Genomic DNA, 18,105 nt, shown 5'->3' with positions numbered 1-18,105 from the left:
CTCTTTTTTATTTGTCCTTCTGCTTAAGCTTTTGCAGAGCAGAACGATACATATCATCATTCATTTTCGTCTCTGGTTCTTCTTCTTTGACAGGTGGTTCTGGCTGTTTAAACTTTTGAAGCGCCTGTCTATAGAAATCGTCGCCAGACGCCGTATCGTCCGTTCGAGAAGGCTCTGACGCTTTTTCTTCCTCAACAGGCTCTACAGGTCTCGCCGCAACTTTTGGCTCGCTGCGCGGCGCGTGAGACTGATTAGACACATCTTCTTTGACCTCTTCCTTCTCGACCGAAGCGTGTCTGACATTGAACGCTACTAATCCAATAATGACTAGAATAGCAGCTGCTAACGCTACAATAATCGTCGCCAAAAGAACCCTCTCCTTATCGCTTAAATGACGCAGTGACTGATGCTACACGTCTTCCTAATGCTTTCCCCAGCTCAATGCCTTCTGCAGAAATCACTTCATCAGAATCAATTGGGCAAGTCACACCCGCTCCATAATAAGAACCGTATAACGCATTCTCTGGAACATTTCCAGGAAGACCAACCACAAGCATCCCTTGATGGAACATAGGTGTAATCAAATTGTGCATTGTCATTTCTAATCCGCCGTGTGTTGTAGCCGTTGTACAGAAAACAGCACCGACTTTATCAATCAGTTTTCCTTCTGCCCATAAGTAGCCAAGGCGGTCAATCCATGTTTTTAATCCTGAACTAATGGTACCAAAGTGACCAGGGCAACCCCAAATGATCGCATCCATTTGATCAAGCTTGCGAATATCCGCATCTTTCACATGATCAATGAACACCTCAGCTTGCTCTGTTTCACCTGCGCCCGCTGCAATCGCTTCTGCAAGTGCTTTTGTATGGTCACCTTCACTATCGTATACGACATAAATTTTCATGTACGGTCCCTCCACACTTATCTTGCATCTTGGTTTGCTTCCTTAGGTGCTGGAAGCAATGTCATTTCTTGTTTCTTATCCTGCTTTTCTTTTCGCTTTTTATCCTTACGTACATCGCGCAGGAATAAGCTGAGAATCACGCCAGCCGCACAGAATAATGTCACCCACATGTAAGCATCATTAATACCCATCACGTTTGAATCGACCTGTGCTTTTGTAAAGAGCTGGGTGTATACATATTTTTGAGCAGCTTCTGCTGTCATACCCATATGATGCATCACATTTGACACAGCCGTCTGGAATGAATTCATAAAGAACGGGTCAGCTGTATTCGTTTGATCCGCCATATTGGAATAATGGAATGTCGTCCGATTTGTATAAATCGTCGTGATCAAACTCGTACCGATCGAACCACTAATTTGTCTTAATGTATTAGACATCGCTGTACCATGACTGTTTAAATGCTGTGGCAACTGGTTCATCCCAGCAGTCATGACAGGCATCATCAAGAGTGACATACCGAAGGCACGTACTGCATACATGAGCACAATGTGACTATAAGAAGTATCAATCGTCAGCCTTGTAAACTCGTATGTGGTCACAACGGTAATCAGCATCCCCAAAATGGCAAGCGGACGAGGTCCAAATTTATCAAACAAGATCCCTGAGATTGGGGACATAATCAGCATTGCAAGTGCCCCTGGAAGCATTAATAATCCCGATTGCAATGCAGTAAACCCAACAAGGTTCTGCAAATAGATCGGAAGTAAGAACATCCCAGTGTATAAGGCAACGGTAATGATAATGTTAATGACACTTGATAATGAGAAAATGCTGTATTTAAACACGCGGAAATCGAGCATCGGATTTTCCGCTTTTAGCTGTTGGAAAATAAAAAGAATGATCGCAATCGCACCAATAATAATCGTAGATAGAACGATTGGATCTGTCCAACCATCACTTCCCGCTTCACTCACTCCGTATAGAAGCGAAGCAAAACCAACGATCGACAGAATCGCTCCAAGGCTGTCCAGCTTGATTTTTTTAGGCTCTACAATATTTTTAAACATAAAGAAAGCCGCGATAATGACAATCGCACCGATTGGTACAAGTCCATAAAACATAATACGCCATGAATAATGTTCAATAATATAACCCGATAATGTTGGTCCAACCGCTGGTGCAAACATCATCGCAAGACCAAAAATCCCCATTCCTTTCCCTCTGTTTTCCGGAGGGAAAATAAAAAGGATTGTTGTCATGACGAGCGGCTGTAAGATACCGCCACCGACTGCCTGAATCAAACGGCCAATGAGCATCGTAGAAAAGTTCGGCGCAATACCGCAAATAAAGGTCCCTAGTGTAAATGAAATCATCGCCACGAGGAATAAGCTGCGCTGACCAAAACGTGTGATCAAAAACGCAGATAACGGAATGAGCACACCGTTGACAAGCATGTAACCTGTTGTAAGCCACTGAATGGTCGTCGCACTCACGTTAAATTCAGTCATCAAATGGGGCATGGCTACGTTCAAAAGCGTTTGGTTTAAAATCGCTACGAACAAACCGGCCATTAAAATGATCAGTAAAGACAAGGAGCCTGTTCCCTGTTTTGTCGCTGCAGGTTGATTTGCCATCTCAGACAACCTCCTTTCATTTTTTGATATCAGTCATCATTAAGATGAAATTTTGACAGAAGCATTCATACCTGGAAGTACTTTGTCAGATGGATTTTTAATAGAAATTTTCACTGCTACTTTTTGTGTGACTTTCGTATAGTTACCACTTGAATTTGTTGCTGGAAGCATATTGAATGTTGAGTTCGTCGCATAACCAATTTGTTCAACAGTTCCTTCAAATGTTGTATCAGGATCGCCGTCTACAACGATGTCGACTTTGTCACCTTTTTCAACGTTCTTAATGTCTGTTTCTTTAATATTTGCTGTAATGTAAAGCTTGCTTAGGTCAATGGTTTCACCAAGAACTGTACCTGCCTGCACTTGTTGGTTGTTTTGTACTTCTTTTTTGACTAATGTGCCATCAGCTACTGCTTTAATGTTTGTTTTTGCTTCTCCTTCAACCTTTGCAACGGTGCTGTCTTTTTTCACTTCGTCACCTTCATCAATGTTCCAGCCTTTGATTTGTCCAGCTGCTGGTGCTGTAATTTGATACATGTCGCCTGTCACTTTTGCTTCGTCCGTTTTGACAAAGTTTGTGCTTTCGTAGTAGTAATAAGCACCTCCAGCAATAATGGCAAGAATCACAATAAGGCCAATAATATTCGTTAACAATAAACGTCCTCTGTTCATGTTTTGTTTCTCCTTTCATGTATAAAAATATAGTGTCATCTGCTTTAGCAAGATTAGAATGCCCATCATCTGACAGAATATGAAACAAGCTCATACACTGCATGTTTCCCCTCTCTCTACTCCGCTGAAAGTGGTGTGCAGCCCATTTATACGTATTGTTCACTCATGAGCAAAAAGCAGAAAAAGAAGAAAAGACGATCGGCATCTTTTTTGAAAAATATATTTAACAAGATTAAATATTAATAAATGAAAATTGAAATGTCAAAGAGAAAGTTTTACTTTTTTTCTGGCGATCCCTTCCTTCTCAACACAAAAAACCTTTCAGCCCTTATGCTGAAAGGTTTTTTCAAATGTTCTCTTTAAGAAAGAACTTCTTCCTGCTGGAAAAATTTTTTTAATGCGAGAAAAACGTCCGGTTTTTGCTTCAAAATATAATGCTTAAATTTCTCATCCTGAATATGCTTATATGCTGACATTAACGTCGAATGCCGGTTATATTGATTCACTTCGCCATAACAGAATAGGTTGGCTTTTTTCATAATCTCAGAAACGAGCTTCACGCACCTGGCATTGTCAGAGGTCAAATTGTCACCATCTGAAAAATGAAAAGGATAAATATTATATCGTGACGGTGGATATCGTTCGTCTATAAGCTCCAGTGCCTTTCGATAGACAGACGAGCAAATGGTTCCCCCGCTCTCACCACGAGAAAAGAAATGCTCCTCATCTACGACCTTTGCCTCCGTATGGTGGGCAATGAATTCAATATCGACCGTCTCATACTTTGTCCGTAAGAAACGTGTCATCCAAAAGAAAAAGCTCCTCGCCATATACTTTTCCCAAAGTCCCATACTACCGCTCGTATCCATCATCGCTAGGACAACCGCCTTCGACTCTGGTTTAGTGACTTCATTCCACGTCTTATATTTGATATCCTCTGGATAGATGGGATAAAAGGAAGGGCTTCCTATCATCGCATTTCGTTTAAATGCCGACAGCATCGTTCGTTTTTTATGGATATTGCCTGTTAGCCCCGTTTTGCGAATATCATTAAACTCAATTTGCTCAACAATGATGTCGTCAAGCTCCTTTTGTTTAAGATTTGGCAGTTCTAATTCACGAAACAGCGCTTCCTCTAGATCCATTAATGAGACTTCTGCTTCGTAATAATCCTCACCTGCTTGATCTCCAGCCCCTTGCCCCTTCCCCTGTCCTTGCTTACTATCTGATCCATCCCGAGCGACCACATCGCCAACCTCGCTGTCTCCATCCCCTTGACCCACGTGCTTATTCTTATCATAGTTGTACCGAATTTTATATTCATCTAAAGAACGGATCGGAATTTTGACAACATCCTTGCCATTAGACATAATAATGCTTTCCTCTGTGACAAGATCCGGCAAATTGTTTTTAATCGCCTCTTTGACTTTTTTCTGATGACGCTGCTGGTCGTCAAAGCCTTTTCGATGGAGGGACCAGTCTTCCTGTGAAACAATAAACTGACTTTTTTCTTGCCGGGACATCCATCCCCCTCCTCACCTTTTTGCACACTTCTTGTAATCAATGATTCCTTTATCGTATGCTTCCTGTCATCGAAATGACGATTATTTCTAAAAAAGACATTATCGGTGCGGGTTTGCGCCAATAATGCCTCCTTCATTTATTAACGATTCAGAAGACTGCCTACATATTTTAAGAGTTCATTTGCACTTGTGGAATTATAGCCATGCTCATCAATCAACCGAGCCACTACTTCATTGACCTTTTTCAACTGCTGTTCATCTGGCGTTTTCGTCGATGTCGTAATTTTCACTACATCTTTCAGATCCGCAAAGAGCTTCTTCTGAATGGCTTCTCGTAATCTCTCATGCGAATTATAATCAAAGCGTTTGCCCTTTCTCGCATAAGCGGAAATACGAATCAGAATTTCTTCTCGAAATGCCTTTTTGGCGTTTTCAGAAATACCGATCTGTTCCTCAATGGAACGCATGAGTTTTTCATCAGGATTCATTTCTTCACCTGTTAACGGATCACGCAGTTTGTTTTTATTGCAGTAAGCCTCGACATTATCCAAATAATTATCCATGAGCGTTTTCGCAGATTCTTCATAGGAATACACAAATGCCTTTTGAACTTCCTTCTTCGCTATATCGTCATACTCTTTACGCGCAACTGAAATAAAATTCAAATAACGCTCCCTGTCTTCGCTTGAAATGGACGGATGCTGATCAAGCCCTTCTTTTAAGGAACGAAGAACATCCAGCGCATTGATCGATTCCATATTCTTTCGAATAATGGTGGATGAAATGCGGTTAATGACATACCTCGGGTCAATTCCGCTCATTCCTTCGTCATGAAATTCCTTTTTCATCTCATCAATGTCAGCCGATTGAAAGCCTTCGACACTTTCCCCATCATACAGACGCATTTTTTTCACCAAATCTATATCAGACCGCTTCGGCTCTTTGAGTCTCGTCAAAATAGAAAACATTGCGGCCACCTTTAGCGTATGCGGTGCAATATGAACATCTGAGACATCACTTTCTGAAATCATTTTATGATAAATGCGTTCCTCCTCTGTCACCTTTAAATTATAAGGAATAGGCATCACAATAATTCTTGAATGCAGTGCCTCGTTCTTTTTATTAGAAATAAATGACCGGTACTCCGTTTCATTCGTATGCGCCACAATTAATTCATCCGCACTAATTAACGCAAAACGGCCCGCCTTAAAATTTCCCTCCTGCGTTAAGGACAGAAGGTGCCATAGAAATTTCTCATCACACTTTAACATCTCTTGAAATTCCATCATCCCGCGGTTTGCTTTATTAAGTTCCCCATCAAACCGGTACGCACGAGGATCTGATTCTGATCCAAATTCAGCAATGGTTGAAAAATCAATGCTTCCTGTTAAATCAGCAATGTCCTGCGATTTCGGATCAGACGGACTGAAGGTACCAATACCGGTTCGTTTGTCCTCTGAGAAGAAAATACGTTCCACCCTTACATCCTCAATTCGGCCGCCATATTCCTCTTCCAGCCTCATCATATTCAGTGGAGATAGATTCCCCTGCACACGTATGCCATATTCTCTATAGAAATCTTCCCGCAGATTTTGCGGAATCAGATGAAGCGGATCTTCATGCATTGGGCAGCCTTTGATCGCATAAACTGCGCCATTATCTGTCAGTGAATATTCTTCAAGCCCTCGTTTCAGCCTTGTCACTAACGTGGATTTCCCGCCACTGACTGGACCCATTAACAATAAAATACGCTTTCTGACATCTAATCGCTTAGCAGCAGGGTGAAAATATTCTTCTACTAGCCTTTCCAGTGATTCCTCTAATCCAAAAAGCTCCTGATCAAAAAATTTGTAGGTTCTGACCCCATTCTCCTCTTCAATCCCGCTGTCTTTAATCATATGATAAACGCGAGAATGAGCAGATTGAGCGACCAGTGGATTTTCCTTAATAATGTCTAAATAATCGCTGAATGTGCCTTCCCATTTAAGACGCTGCTCTTCTTCTCTGTGCTGTTCAATTTTCTTTAAAATATCCATATGAACCTCCTCTTTCAAGATTGAAGCTAGAAATCAGATACTGTTTTACAATCTATGCGGAGGCGTCCTATTACATGCTTTCGTTCTTCAAAATGACGAATTGGCAAACTGAATTGACAACCATCTGCAAGACCCTTCATAATAAAGGAAAAACAGGAGAAAAATGATCTTCTTCTCCTGCTTTTCAAGGCGAACTTCACAACATATGAAACCGGCAGCGAAGGAACAAAGGGATAAGGGGGAGCTTATATGAGAACGGTCATTATGATGGGCGTCATCATTACGTTTTTAGTATCCATTTTCACAGCTGGCTACGAAGGCAAGCCTGGTAAATGAAAAAAAGGATGTTCCATCAGCGGAACATCCTTTTTTATTTAGTTCGTTGTTTTCTACGCTTTCATATCAAGCTCGATTGACTGACACCTGAAGCGAAGTCGGCGTGACCGCTAAAAAAAGCCAAGATAGGAATCCCGGCTTACATTATGACCTTATATCAGATCCCGATATTGCTGCTGGCGAAGCGCCTCATAAACTAGGATCGCTGCCGTATTGGACAGGTTAAGTGAACGAACATGCTCTGTCATCGGTAAACGAAGACAGCGGTCCATATTGCGTTCAATTAAATCTTTCGGCAATCCACTTGTTTCTCTGCCAAAAACGAAGAAATAGTCTTCATCTAACTGAGAGTAATCAAACGTTGTATGCGGCTTTTGACCAAATTTCGTAATATAGAAAAATTGTCCCTTCGGATGCGCCTCAAACAATTCATCCAATGAATCATGATAGACGACATTGGCATATTTCCAATAATCGAGTCCTGCACGCTTCAGCATTTTGTCATCTGTTGAAAAACCAAGCGGACGAATCAGATGAAGTGTTGTATTTGTTGCTGCACATGTACGCGCAATATTTCCAGTATTAGCTGGAATTTCTGGTTGATATAAAACGACATGAAGTCCCAAAAAAGTTCACCTCTAATTTTCTTTTCCGCTCAACATTATACCATTAACTATCTTTCGCGGCATCGTCCAAAATGTGAAAAAACGTATAACGGATAGCTGGTGTATAAGCGGTTGAATCCTCATATGACCAGTACCGCATGCGGCTGTCATACGTCTGCGCATTCACAAGAGGCATTCCGCCTTTATCATGATCAACGACAATCGTTGTATGATTATACCTTCCATCCCCCTCAAAATCGTAGCAAATGACATCACCAATTTGAAGCTCCTGCGGCTCCTTCAGCTTCTTCGCTCTTAATCCCGCTTTAGAATTCGCTAAATAATTTTTCATCGAATGTGCCACCGTCCAGCTGTAGCTCCACGTATGTGAACGCACCCACCAGCCTGATCCGCGATTCGGATATCCTCTCATTGGTGCATTCCCTGCTTTTAGGCATTGCGAAATAAAATTTGTACAGTTATCTTCAAAATTTTTATAGGCTGGATTCCGTTTATTCCAGTACGTCTCCGCATATTGCACGGCTGCCCGCCGGTCATAGTGAAAGGCTCTCCCGAATTGTTCTTCGTGCTGGAAGCGCTCATCAACCTGCTCTTCGTTTTGCCGTTCCTCTTGTACCATACGATCCTTCACAAGCATGTCATGATAAAGAAACGCTTCTCTTTTCTCAACCTGTTCCTCTAAATAAAAAGAATCGTCTATATCCTTACAGACATAAGTGAGATGCGCAAGATATTCCACTTGCTGAACGCCATCATCTTGAATCATTGAACCTAGAAGTTTTGCTTTTGCTTTCGCCTTCACAATCTCAACCTGTCTTCTAGCAAAAAGCTCTTTTTTCCGTTCCACTGCGTCCACATCCGACACAAGCTGCGGCTGTTTGATCGTACTGCCATTTAATAAATAGGCCAGCCTGTCTTCTAACGTTTGCTCTAATAATTGTTTCACACAGACACCACCAAACTTTTTTTAAAAATCTCTGTTTGGTTCATTCTATGTTCAAAGGGATGTTATTTAGTATTTAAAGGTGTCTGTAACAGCTCGATCCCTTTGATGATCTCTTGTTTTGCTTCTTCATCACTTTCCCGCTCAAGGGCTTTTTCCAGCTCTGACAGCTGCTGCTCATCGCCAATTTTGCCAATTGCCCAAGCGGCTGTGCCTCGAATGACCGGCCTTGGATCTTTATGCATAAGTTCAACCAAATCTGGCAAGGCAGATGTATCTTTAAAGTGAGCAAGTGCCAAAATGGCATTCCGCTGAATAGGCTTTTTCCCACGCCATGATCCCGAAACATGACCGTACTTCTCCTTAAACTCACGATTGCTGATCGTCAGCAGCGGCTTTAAGAGCGGCTTTGCAATTTCAGGGTCCGGCTCCATTTCAGGATGCAGATGAAAGTCCTTCCCTTTATTGATTGGGCAAACTATTTGGCACGTATCACATCCATACAATCGATTCCCTATTTTCGAACGAAATTCGTCAGGTAAAAACCCTTTTGTCTGAGTTAAAAACGAAATACACCTTTGAGAATTCAATTGTCCTGGATTCACAAGAGCACCGGTTGGACATGAGTCCACACATTTATTGCATGTCCCGCACTGTTCTTCAATTTTCTCATCCGGTTCAAACGGGACATTTGTGATCATTTCAGCCAAGTACACATAAGATCCGAACTCAGGTGTGATAATCATACAGTTCTTTGCACTAAAGCCAATGCCAGCACGTTCTGCTACAGCACGATCAGACAGTTCACCTGTATCCACCATTGATTTCGTACGTATATCTTCATGCTTGCTTCGCAAAAATTCCTCGAGCATATCAAGCTTTTTTTTCAGTACAACATGATAATCCGTTCCCCATGAAGCCCTGCAAAAGATTCCTCTTCTCGCATCCTTTGTACTGCGGGGAGCATCTTTCATTTTGGAAGGATAAGCGAGCGCAATGGCAACAATTGATTTTGCTTTTGGAAGCAGCAAAGCAGGATTTGTTCGTTTTTCGATATCAGGTTCTTCAAAGCCGGACAAATACCCCAACGATTCATGTAAGATGAGGCGGTCCTTTAATGAATCAAATGTATCAGCACTTGCAAATCGAATTTTATCGACACCAATTTCGTTCGCATATTGAATCAATTCTTCTTTTAATTGTCCAACATGAATCACCTTGCAAACCTCCTTTCTTTGTTTCTTCAGTTGTTTTCAGTATAATACGAGTGTATCATGACCGATTGGAGTGAGTCACTGTGAAGATACATATGGAAATTTCTCAACCTCAAAGCCCGTCTATCCATGTTGGACAGATTGAATATTCACATATTGAGGTAGGAAAGTCACCTCAAATGCTAAAAGGCCGATTACGCCTGTTTCAAGAATCTTTATTTTTCGAGTATGAAGATCAACTCTTGGAAGAAGTGCCAGAGATCAAAGAATGGACTGGTCTTTTAGAAGGCGTCCCTTTTCTTCCCCTTCTTTCTGATATTCAAAAGGAACAATTTATTGACTCGACCAATTCCGTACAGGATTTGTCGATATTTTTTTCGTTAAAATATTTCTTGCCTATCCTTACATTAGATGCCGATCGTCTTAAAGACCCATTGTCATTGACAAAGACTGATACGGGTCATATTGAATGGCAGGACGGTGCAGGTCTTAAAGGGTTATTTTCTCAGGCAAGTCAAGCACACATTTCCCAGGACACAGAGAACATTCTTCAAATTATCCTCTTCCCGCCATCTATTTCCCGGGAAAAGAGTGAAGCGCTTATACAATCCTTGACGAAGATGTTTATACAAATACATGGTGGAGAAAGTAAATATGAACTCATGGAAAAAGCACTGTAGGCTGACAGTGCTTTTTCCATTATACTGACATAATAAAAAACGCAACACTTCGTTTATCTATGAAACGAAATACTGCGTTATACACAAAATTATGTATTGGAGCGGGTGATGAGAATCGAACTCACGACATCAGCTTGGAAGGATGAGGTTTTACCACTAAACTACACCCGCATCAATCTTTTAAAGACAACATCATTGCTATGTATTTGAGCGTGTGATTATAATCTAGCTCACTGCATCAGCTTGGAAGGCTGAGGTTTTACCACTAAACTACACCCGCATCAATCTTTTAAAGACAACATCATTGCGTTGACTTTTATTATGTTACAACTTTCTTCATCATTCGTCAAGAGAATATGAAAATTTTTCGTCAAAAAATCTTCATATTCTCCATATATATTACGATAGTTATTTGTCTAGCTGCAAATACACCAAATAAGCCTGCTTCACATCTTTTAATTCCTTTTTCAGATTCTTTTCAGAACCTGTTAAACCAGAAAACTCATGGTTCATTCCAGTTGTGATGGTAGTAGAAATTATTTTTTTCTCTCCAGGAGACATGTGAAAAAGATCTGAAGCTGATATCGTTGTGTTTCCTCCCACGTCCTGTTTGAAATCCATGCTAGTCGAGAGTTTCGTTAGTTCGCTTTGCTCTTTATCTTTCCATAAGCTATACGTTACTTTTAACAGATCATCTTTTTCATCTTCTAGCTGGTAGATAAAATTCACACTGTTATCGATGCCATTTTGATGAAGGTCAATGGTGATTTTTTTTGTATCGTCTTTTATTAATTGTCCATCTTTGTAATGCATACCGATCAAGGATACACTTTTATTACTGCCTTTTAGTCCTTTCACTGTCATCGCTTCAAACGGCTTATCTGATAATGCTTCCAAAAGACTTTTTTCATTTTTTGTTAGTTTCATAGGTTCGACAGTTACTTTATCATGAGTTGCTGTTTTCTGATTTTTCTCTGAAGCAGGTTTTTCTGATACCGTCTTCTCTGTCGTCGGTGTTTCTGCCGCCTTCTCGCTGCATCCTGCTAATAGAAAAACAGATAATAAAAGAATACTCCATTTTTTAATCATTAATAATCCCCTTTTATATGTTTATTCTTCATTATACCAAAATTTGGTTGAATAGACAAAAAAAGATTAGGATAGTTCTCCTAATCTTTCAGGCTGTCGAGAAAATCTCGACAGCTTTTTTAAAGGTTTAAACACACCGTATATTGAGTGAACTCCAAGGCAAAAACACTACATACTGCTTCTTGACCCAGTTCAAAAGACAAAAATGAGGGTTTTGTAGACACTTGTCTTAAAAACCCTCACTTTCTCTTCACGCTGAAAGATTAGGATAGTTCTCCTAATCTTTCATTTTTTTCTGCTTCATCGACGAGAGCAGTGCCACAATGAGAAAACTCACAGCAAAAATCACAACCATATAAATAAAAAAATTTGGCTTGATTTGGAATGTAAAAGCTGATGAACCTTCCATCTCAAAAGCAAGACTGTTAAATAATAATTCATCATTTGTTTTTGATTGAAATAAATGATAGAACAATACACCAATTGTCAGCATTGGATAGCCTAAAAATCCTAGAAAACTACCAACAATTGCCCCTTGTTTTATTGCTTGAACGTTCATGATCGTTGTCCTCCCATCCCACCAAGCAATAGCTGCTTTATAATAGACTTCCCATCTCCCATAAACGGAAGAAGATAGAGCAATTGAATAAAATACGTGATTGAAAAAATGAAAAAGCCTGTCGAAATCGGATTTTCATCCAAAAATAAAACAGTCACCATGATTCCAGCTGCCCCGATTACACCAGGCAAGAGCGGACCAAGCAGTGTAATCCATACTTGTTTTTTCTGAAATGGCTCTAGTACAGGTCTCACAAATTTCACGGACATCATATCGCTCGCAAAAAAACCTTGTGGACCATCCCGGCCGGCGAACTTCCGGTGTGCATACCCATGTGCCGCCTCATGCAAGGCGGTTCCAGTTATTAATCCGAAATAAATAATCGTAAAATAAATGGCGATGGCCGCAATTGATGGATCTGGAATAAATAAAAAGGCGATTCCAGCCATGATCATAAAGAGCATCCAGAAAAAGATAATTTTGCGCGTTACCATGAGCAAAGCAGTCCCCAATAGGTGAAGGAATGAATGCCCTGTGCAATCAAACCGCTCCTTCATCTTTACTTGATACTGCTTAAAAAATTGACAGCAGGCTGTCACAGCCCGATATGGCGATTGATAATGAATCGATAACAAATGATGCTGATTCAGCCCCATCATCAGTTGATAGAAATCACGAGCAATCACAGACTCATCGACCTGAAACAAATCAGCCAGCTCTGCTGTAATACTTGCCTCTGTCCTCTGACCATCAACTTTCGTTAACATATGATATGCACTTTCATTGATCGGAAGTGAACTTCCATACTGCGTATCAGTCAGATGCCTTTTTTGTAAGGTCACATACGGCGCAAGTGCCGGTATCCGCTCAATCTTTAGCTTACTGTTAAGAAGTTGAATCATGTGAATACCTCCATGAAAAACCTTTATATATGGCAAAGATGAGCAGACATTCAAATCCTGCCACAAGCAGCCACTGAAGCGTTTGACTCGATTCCCCTATCACATAATTTCCAATAAAGACAATCGGAATCATGATTAAAATAAGCGCTCCAAACGAAAAAATGCCTGTGTATGGATTATTTCGATCAAGAGGCAGTAAGATACCCACCACATAAAACAGAGCAGTCGCATTACACAAGACAGCGACGCCAAGCAAAACGATCCAGATCTGATCAGGGAGTGTCAATGTTGTGATCATAAATAAAGCCATTTGCATCACACCAACGAGCAAAAGTCCTAGAAACTTATAAAGAGCCACTTCCCACGACCTTAGACCAAATGTTTTATACATGCCAAGCATTCGTTTATCATTGCCAAATGAATTAAAGGCTGTTAATCCAGCTAAAGCACATAGGACAAAAAAAGCTTCTCCATCAAAACGGAAGGCAAACTGATAACGAACAAATAAGATCACAATGAGGAGAATGAGAAAGTTTAAAATATTTTCTTCATTTCGCACCTGTGACTTCATTTCCTTTACAATGAGTGACCACTTTTTTGAAGATGAAAATGGCAGTTTGTGCAGAAAGGTTAACGCTTTTTTCTCAGCCATAATCGGCATCAAAGCGAGAGAAATAAATGCGCCGCCCGCAGATAATAGGATGAAGAGGGTCAACATTGCAGGATTCACCCCATCAGGAGACATCCCTTGTGCCGCTAAGAAAAACGGTGTTGTCAAATACATCAAATGATAATCAAACTGTACATATGATTGCTGTATTTGGTTGATGTCGAAATGCGTCATGCCATACGCTACAACTAACACCAATAAAACAAATATCGCTGCAAATTTTTGCAACGGTAATTTTAACTTTAGTACGAGTAAATAAGTCATGTTATAAATGAGCTGAAGCAGCGTTAAGACGAACAGCGATTGCAGCAGCACCATCAAAAAGAACGTAAAGATAAAGAAAATACCCATTCCTTGAGCAATAAAATTAGGCAAAAGCAAGATACCGATAAAAAACAAAACAAGCCCTGTCACCACTATCACCATCGGAATGAAGTAACCTAGACTTTTCTGAAAAGTAGACAGCGGAAACCAGCTGAGCTGCATAGAAAACCGGTCTTGTTCAGGTGTTCTGACTTTGATCAGCACAAATAACAAGCTTGTAAAAATGGATGCATTGATGGCCATCGACACAACCAACAACCCAAGTGAACGTTCATCTCCATTTAAGAAAGCCTTCATAAAGACACCGGTAAAGCTGTATCCAATGATAGCCCCCATTATGACGGCAAACAAAAAGAATAAGACCACAATGATTCGCTTCGTTTGAGTATCAAAGAGCTTATACATCTCCTGCTGCCACATTTTAAGCATCATTTTAGAAATGATTAATGATTTCATCAAAATGTGCACCCCTATCACTTAACATTGAAGCTTTCAGAAACACCTGTTCCAGTGTGCTTGATTGATACTTCTCTTTTAAAGCTGAAACTGTTCCTTCATCCATTTTATTTCCTTTAGAAATAATGGCGATTTTGTGGCACAGCTCTTCAGCTGAAAGCATATCATGCGTTGAAAGCAAAATTGCACCATGGTGCTCGGCATAACGTTTCATCAGTTTCTTTGTGTTTATAACCGCTTCAATATCAAGTCCTCTAAAGGGCTCATCCATGATCACCAGTTGACTATCAAGCATAAAGGCAGCAATCAGCTGTGTCTTTTTTTTCATCCCATGTGAATAGGTTTCAATCGGTCTAGATAAAGCCGATTCCATATCGAACAATTCAATTAGTTGATTTCTTCTTTGAATTGTTTTACATTCATACATAGAAGAAACAAACTCTAAATATTCAGCACCAGTCAATGCTTCAGGGAGCAGCAGGTCATCTGGAACATAGGCTACTTGTTTTTTAAAGGATGGATCATCATTTGTGACATCCTTTATATGAATCGTTCCTTCTGTATGCTTAATAATCCCGAGTATACAGTTAATCATCGTTGTTTTACCGGATCCATTCGGTCCAGCAACAGCAACGATTTGATGAGGGGCGATCTTTAAATGAAAATCATTGACAGCAGTCACATTATTTTTATACGTCTTGGTTAAATTCTCGATCGTAAACATATAACCTCCAAGTGTCTGCATATTCTTTAAAAACAGATCAGGCTAAACCGCCCGCCACAGACGGTTTAGCCCTGGTGTCTTATCCTAGAAGTAAAAAGATGAATCCTAAGTATAGCTACTTACATTCAATTTGGACTTTTAAGCCACTTTCCCACTGAACGGCTCCTGTAAAGCTGCCCTTGCCGTTTGCTAAACACCAAACTGCTGCTCCTAGAACAACTGTTGCTCCCAATCCGAGAAGGACTGCAATAAATACTAAGAACCAAGCTTGGTCCATAATAGCAGGTTCCATAGTGGAATAGTCAACTTGCGGCGCTGCATAAGTCATACTTTTCACCTCCCAGCTTATGATGATCGTATCATAGGCGTCACACTTCAAACATCAACAGAAGATCCCATTTTTGAGGGAACGTACTTTCGCTGAAAATGTGACTTTTTATTCAATTACTCCCTTTCGACTGGATAGACACTCTCTATTTTACTATTTTCTACCACAACAGAATGCCCATAAAAACCATATAATGTCAATAAAACCATCTTTTTTCTGTTTCTTTTCAAATAGTTCATTTTTATCATCTGTTCTATATATTCTTTCATTTTTGTGAGCTAGAAAGAATTCCCCCGATATATCAGATATAAAAGTCCTGTTTATATGTCGTTAACAGACCAATTATGAAATATTTACTGATAATTCGGACAAAAGAGTGAGTATATTTTCCTTCTTCTCTTGCCACTCGAAATATGTATATACAAGAAAGCGCATTGGGAAAAAAGCCCTTACCTTCTTCAACCGCACACACCTTTTTACGTTCTTGTTTTTCTATATAAAAAAGCAAAGCAGCCACACTCGCTGGGCTGCTTTGCTTTTCATTTATGACGAACTTGCAGCAGAGGCTGTATCAGGGAAGTAATGGTTCCCTATAATTTCTCCAGCTGGCACATGAAGTCTTGCATCACCATTTCTTTTAAATGGAAGAAGCGGGAAAACAAGTTCTGCTAAATGATAAGCCTCTTCTAAGTGCGGATAACCAGAAAAGATAAATGTATCAATACCGAGAGATTGATATTCTACGATACGTTCTGCCACTGTTTGCGGGTCACCGACGAGCGCTGTTCCGGCACCGCCACGAACTAAACCAATGCCTGCCCAAAGATTCGGGCTAATTTCAAGCTTTTCTTTATTCCCTTGATGTAATTCAACCATTCGTTTTTGCCCTACTGAGTCCATCCCTTGTAAAGCCTTTTGCGCCTCATCAATCGTCTTTTGATCTAAATGACGAATCAGATGTTCCGCTGCCTGCCAAGCCTCATCTTCCGTTTCTCTCACAATCACATGAAGACGAATACCAAACTTCACCGTTCTTCCTTCCTTTTCAGCCTGCTTCTTCACTTGTGCGATTTTTTCCTTTACTTGTGCAGGCGGCTCGCCCCAAGTTAAATAAACATCTGTATGCTTTGCAGCTGTTTGAATTCCTGCTTCTGATGATCCACCAAAAAAGACGGGTGGATGTGGCGTTTGAGCTGGTGGAAATAGCAACTGTCCATTTTGTGATTGCAAATGCTTTCCTTGAAACTGTACCTTCTCCCCTTTCAATAGCCGCTTCCAAATGGTTAAAAATTCCTCTGTTGCCTCGTAGCGTTCATCATGAGAAATCAATAGCCCATCACCTGCAAGTTCTTCTTTACTTCCGCCCGCCACAACATTGATCAGCAGCCTCCCGCCTGAAAGTCGATCGAGTGTGGAGGTCATTCTAGCAGCAACAGACGGCTGCATCAAACCCGGCCGCAAAGCCACAAGAAACTTTAAATGAGTTGTTTCTGCCGCTAAAGCAGCAGCCGTCAGCCATGGATCTTCACAAGATCTTCCTGTAGGCAGCAAGACCCCCGTATAACCAAGCTGATCAGCAGCTTGAGCAATTTGTTTAAAATATGGATAGTCTGCCTGTCTTGCACCTTTTGATGATCCTAAATAACGACCATCCCCGTGAGTTGGAATAAACCATAGAATATTCATCACATCGCCTCCAATTATTTTTCACCTTGATAACTTGTGCGCCACCTAAGCAGACGCTTTTCTAACAGACGTACAAATGAATCTGTCACTTTACCAACTACCGCAAAGATGATAATCCCTACAAACACTTTATCCGTTTGCGAGAATTGCCTTGCATCCATAATCATATAGCCGACACCACTGCTCGACCCCATTAATTCAGCCACGACTAAACCAAGCCAGGCAATGCCCAATGAAAGCCTCACGCCCAGAAGAATATGTGGAAGGGCAGCAGGTAAAATCAGCTTTGTGATATTTTGATACAGATTAAACTCTAAAGCGCGAGCCACATCAAACAGCTTATTGTCTACACTGCGAATCCCTAAAAAGGTATTAATATAGATCGGAAAAAAAGCCCCAAGTGCAATCAATAAAATTTTCGCTGATTCATCAAAACCAAACCAAAGAATAAATAAAGGTGTCACCGCTAAATGAGGAACTGTTCTCAGCATCTGCAAGGTCGGATCTACATACTGCTCTGTTTTCCTAGAAAAACCGACACACACGCCCATCACAAGTCCTAAACCTCCCCCAAGTAAAAACCCGCAAATCGCTCTGTAAAGACTGATATAAAGATGGCCAAACAGCTCACCGGAACGGATCAACTCTCGAAAAGATTCCGCAATGACAGTGGGGGCAGGAAGTACAGTCGAAGAAACGATTTGGAAAACAGCAGTTACCTGCCAAATCACAATGAGTAAAACAGGTAATACAAGTCCTTTTAACATGATCAAGGATGAAGCTTTTCTCCTCTTT

At 40.7% G+C, this 18,105-nt stretch carries 18 protein-coding genes and 1 tRNA gene; 1 reads left to right on the top strand and 18 read right to left on the bottom strand.

The genetic code is table 11. The features are described 5' to 3' along the window. Positions 1–7: 7 nt before the first annotated feature. The 9 genes from BA1_RS10730 to queG all read right to left on the bottom strand — a co-directional run bounded on the left by BA1_RS10730 (position 8) and on the right by queG (position 9,892). Positions 8–367, bottom strand: a complete 360-nt coding sequence (locus BA1_RS10730; protein ID WP_008358703.1) for a hypothetical protein — start codon at positions 365–367, stop codon at positions 8–10. 13 nt (positions 368–380) lie between these two features. Further along, positions 381–905, bottom strand: coding sequence for an NAD(P)H-dependent oxidoreductase (locus BA1_RS10725; RefSeq protein ID WP_008358701.1), 525 nt, complete (start codon positions 903–905; stop codon positions 381–383). Between the two features lie 17 nt (positions 906–922). Then, positions 923–2,542: a DHA2 family efflux MFS transporter permease subunit gene (locus tag BA1_RS10720; RefSeq protein WP_008358699.1), complete on the bottom strand. Its 1,620-nt coding sequence runs from the start codon at positions 2,540–2,542 to the stop codon at positions 923–925. Positions 2,543–2,581: 39 nt separating this feature from the next. After that, a complete protein-coding gene (locus BA1_RS10715; RefSeq protein ID WP_008358698.1) occupies positions 2,582–3,214 on the bottom strand; it encodes a biotin/lipoyl-containing protein in 633 nt (210 codons plus the stop codon). 359 nt (positions 3,215–3,573) lie between these two features. Beyond that, positions 3,574–4,737: a sporulation protein YhbH gene (yhbH, locus tag BA1_RS10710; RefSeq protein WP_008358696.1), complete on the bottom strand. Its 1,164-nt coding sequence runs from the start codon at positions 4,735–4,737 to the stop codon at positions 3,574–3,576. Between the two features lie 140 nt (positions 4,738–4,877). Next, a complete protein-coding gene (locus BA1_RS10705; RefSeq protein WP_008358694.1) occupies positions 4,878–6,773 on the bottom strand; it encodes a PrkA family serine protein kinase in 1,896 nt (631 codons plus the stop codon). A gap of 488 nt (positions 6,774–7,261) precedes the next feature. After that, on the bottom strand, positions 7,262–7,735 hold the full coding sequence (gene trmL, locus BA1_RS10700; RefSeq protein ID WP_003211950.1) for a tRNA (uridine(34)/cytosine(34)/5-carboxymethylaminomethyluridine(34)-2'-O)-methyltransferase TrmL: 474 nt from the start codon (positions 7,733–7,735) through the stop codon (positions 7,262–7,264). Between the two features lie 43 nt (positions 7,736–7,778). Then, on the bottom strand, positions 7,779–8,681 hold the full coding sequence (locus BA1_RS10695) for an amidase domain-containing protein (RefSeq protein ID WP_008358689.1): 903 nt from the start codon (positions 8,679–8,681) through the stop codon (positions 7,779–7,781). A gap of 62 nt (positions 8,682–8,743) precedes the next feature. Further along, complete coding sequence (gene queG / locus BA1_RS10690) at positions 8,744–9,892, bottom strand: tRNA epoxyqueuosine(34) reductase QueG (RefSeq protein WP_034739126.1); 1,149 nt, start codon at positions 9,890–9,892, stop codon at positions 8,744–8,746. 83 nt (positions 9,893–9,975) lie between these two features. Between queG and BA1_RS10685 the strand changes: the two genes are divergently transcribed. Then, entirely contained in the window at positions 9,976–10,572 is a 597-nt protein-coding gene (locus BA1_RS10685; protein WP_174549222.1) for a hypothetical protein, read from the top strand. A gap of 97 nt (positions 10,573–10,669) precedes the next feature. Here the strand turns inward: BA1_RS10685 and BA1_RS10680 are convergent. From BA1_RS10680 to BA1_RS10640, 9 genes are all read right to left on the bottom strand, one after another. Then, positions 10,670–10,743 (bottom strand) — tRNA-Gly (locus BA1_RS10680). Between the two features lie 237 nt (positions 10,744–10,980). Further along, positions 10,981–11,661, bottom strand: coding sequence for a hypothetical protein (locus BA1_RS10675; RefSeq protein ID WP_008358684.1), 681 nt, complete (start codon positions 11,659–11,661; stop codon positions 10,981–10,983). Positions 11,662–11,938: 277 nt separating this feature from the next. Continuing rightward, positions 11,939–12,220, bottom strand: a complete 282-nt coding sequence (locus tag BA1_RS10670; protein ID WP_008358682.1) for a hypothetical protein — start codon at positions 12,218–12,220, stop codon at positions 11,939–11,941. Then, entirely contained in the window at positions 12,217–13,122 is a 906-nt protein-coding gene (locus tag BA1_RS10665) for a PqqD family protein (RefSeq protein ID WP_008358680.1), read from the bottom strand. The genes BA1_RS10670 and BA1_RS10665 overlap by 4 nt, the downstream gene beginning before the upstream one ends. Further along, positions 13,106–14,572, bottom strand: coding sequence for a membrane protein (locus BA1_RS10660; RefSeq protein WP_008358677.1), 1,467 nt, complete (start codon positions 14,570–14,572; stop codon positions 13,106–13,108). The genes BA1_RS10665 and BA1_RS10660 overlap by 17 nt, the downstream gene beginning before the upstream one ends. Beyond that, positions 14,550–15,296: an ABC transporter ATP-binding protein gene (locus BA1_RS10655; protein WP_008358675.1), complete on the bottom strand. Its 747-nt coding sequence runs from the start codon at positions 15,294–15,296 to the stop codon at positions 14,550–14,552. The genes BA1_RS10660 and BA1_RS10655 overlap by 23 nt, the downstream gene beginning before the upstream one ends. Positions 15,297–15,411: 115 nt before the next feature. Beyond that, positions 15,412–15,624: a hypothetical protein gene (locus tag BA1_RS10650; protein ID WP_008358673.1), complete on the bottom strand. Its 213-nt coding sequence runs from the start codon at positions 15,622–15,624 to the stop codon at positions 15,412–15,414. A gap of 543 nt (positions 15,625–16,167) precedes the next feature. Beyond that, positions 16,168–17,310 carry an FMNH2-dependent alkanesulfonate monooxygenase gene (gene ssuD, locus BA1_RS10645; protein WP_008358669.1) on the bottom strand — a complete coding sequence of 381 codons (1,143 nt, stop codon included), beginning with the start codon at positions 17,308–17,310 and terminating at the stop codon, positions 16,168–16,170. 14 nt (positions 17,311–17,324) lie between these two features. Beyond that, on the bottom strand, positions 17,325–18,077 hold the full coding sequence (locus tag BA1_RS10640; RefSeq protein WP_420196202.1) for an ABC transporter permease: 753 nt from the start codon (positions 18,075–18,077) through the stop codon (positions 17,325–17,327). Between the last annotated feature and the right edge of the window lie 28 nt (positions 18,078–18,105).

It is taken from the genome of Bacillus xiamenensis, assembly GCF_000300535.1.
In the GTDB taxonomy this organism is placed as follows: Bacteria; Bacillota; Bacilli; order Bacillales; family Bacillaceae; genus Bacillus; species Bacillus xiamenensis.
The sequence above is the reverse complement of the archived record's forward strand: the minus strand, read 5'-3'. Positions and strand labels throughout refer to the sequence as shown.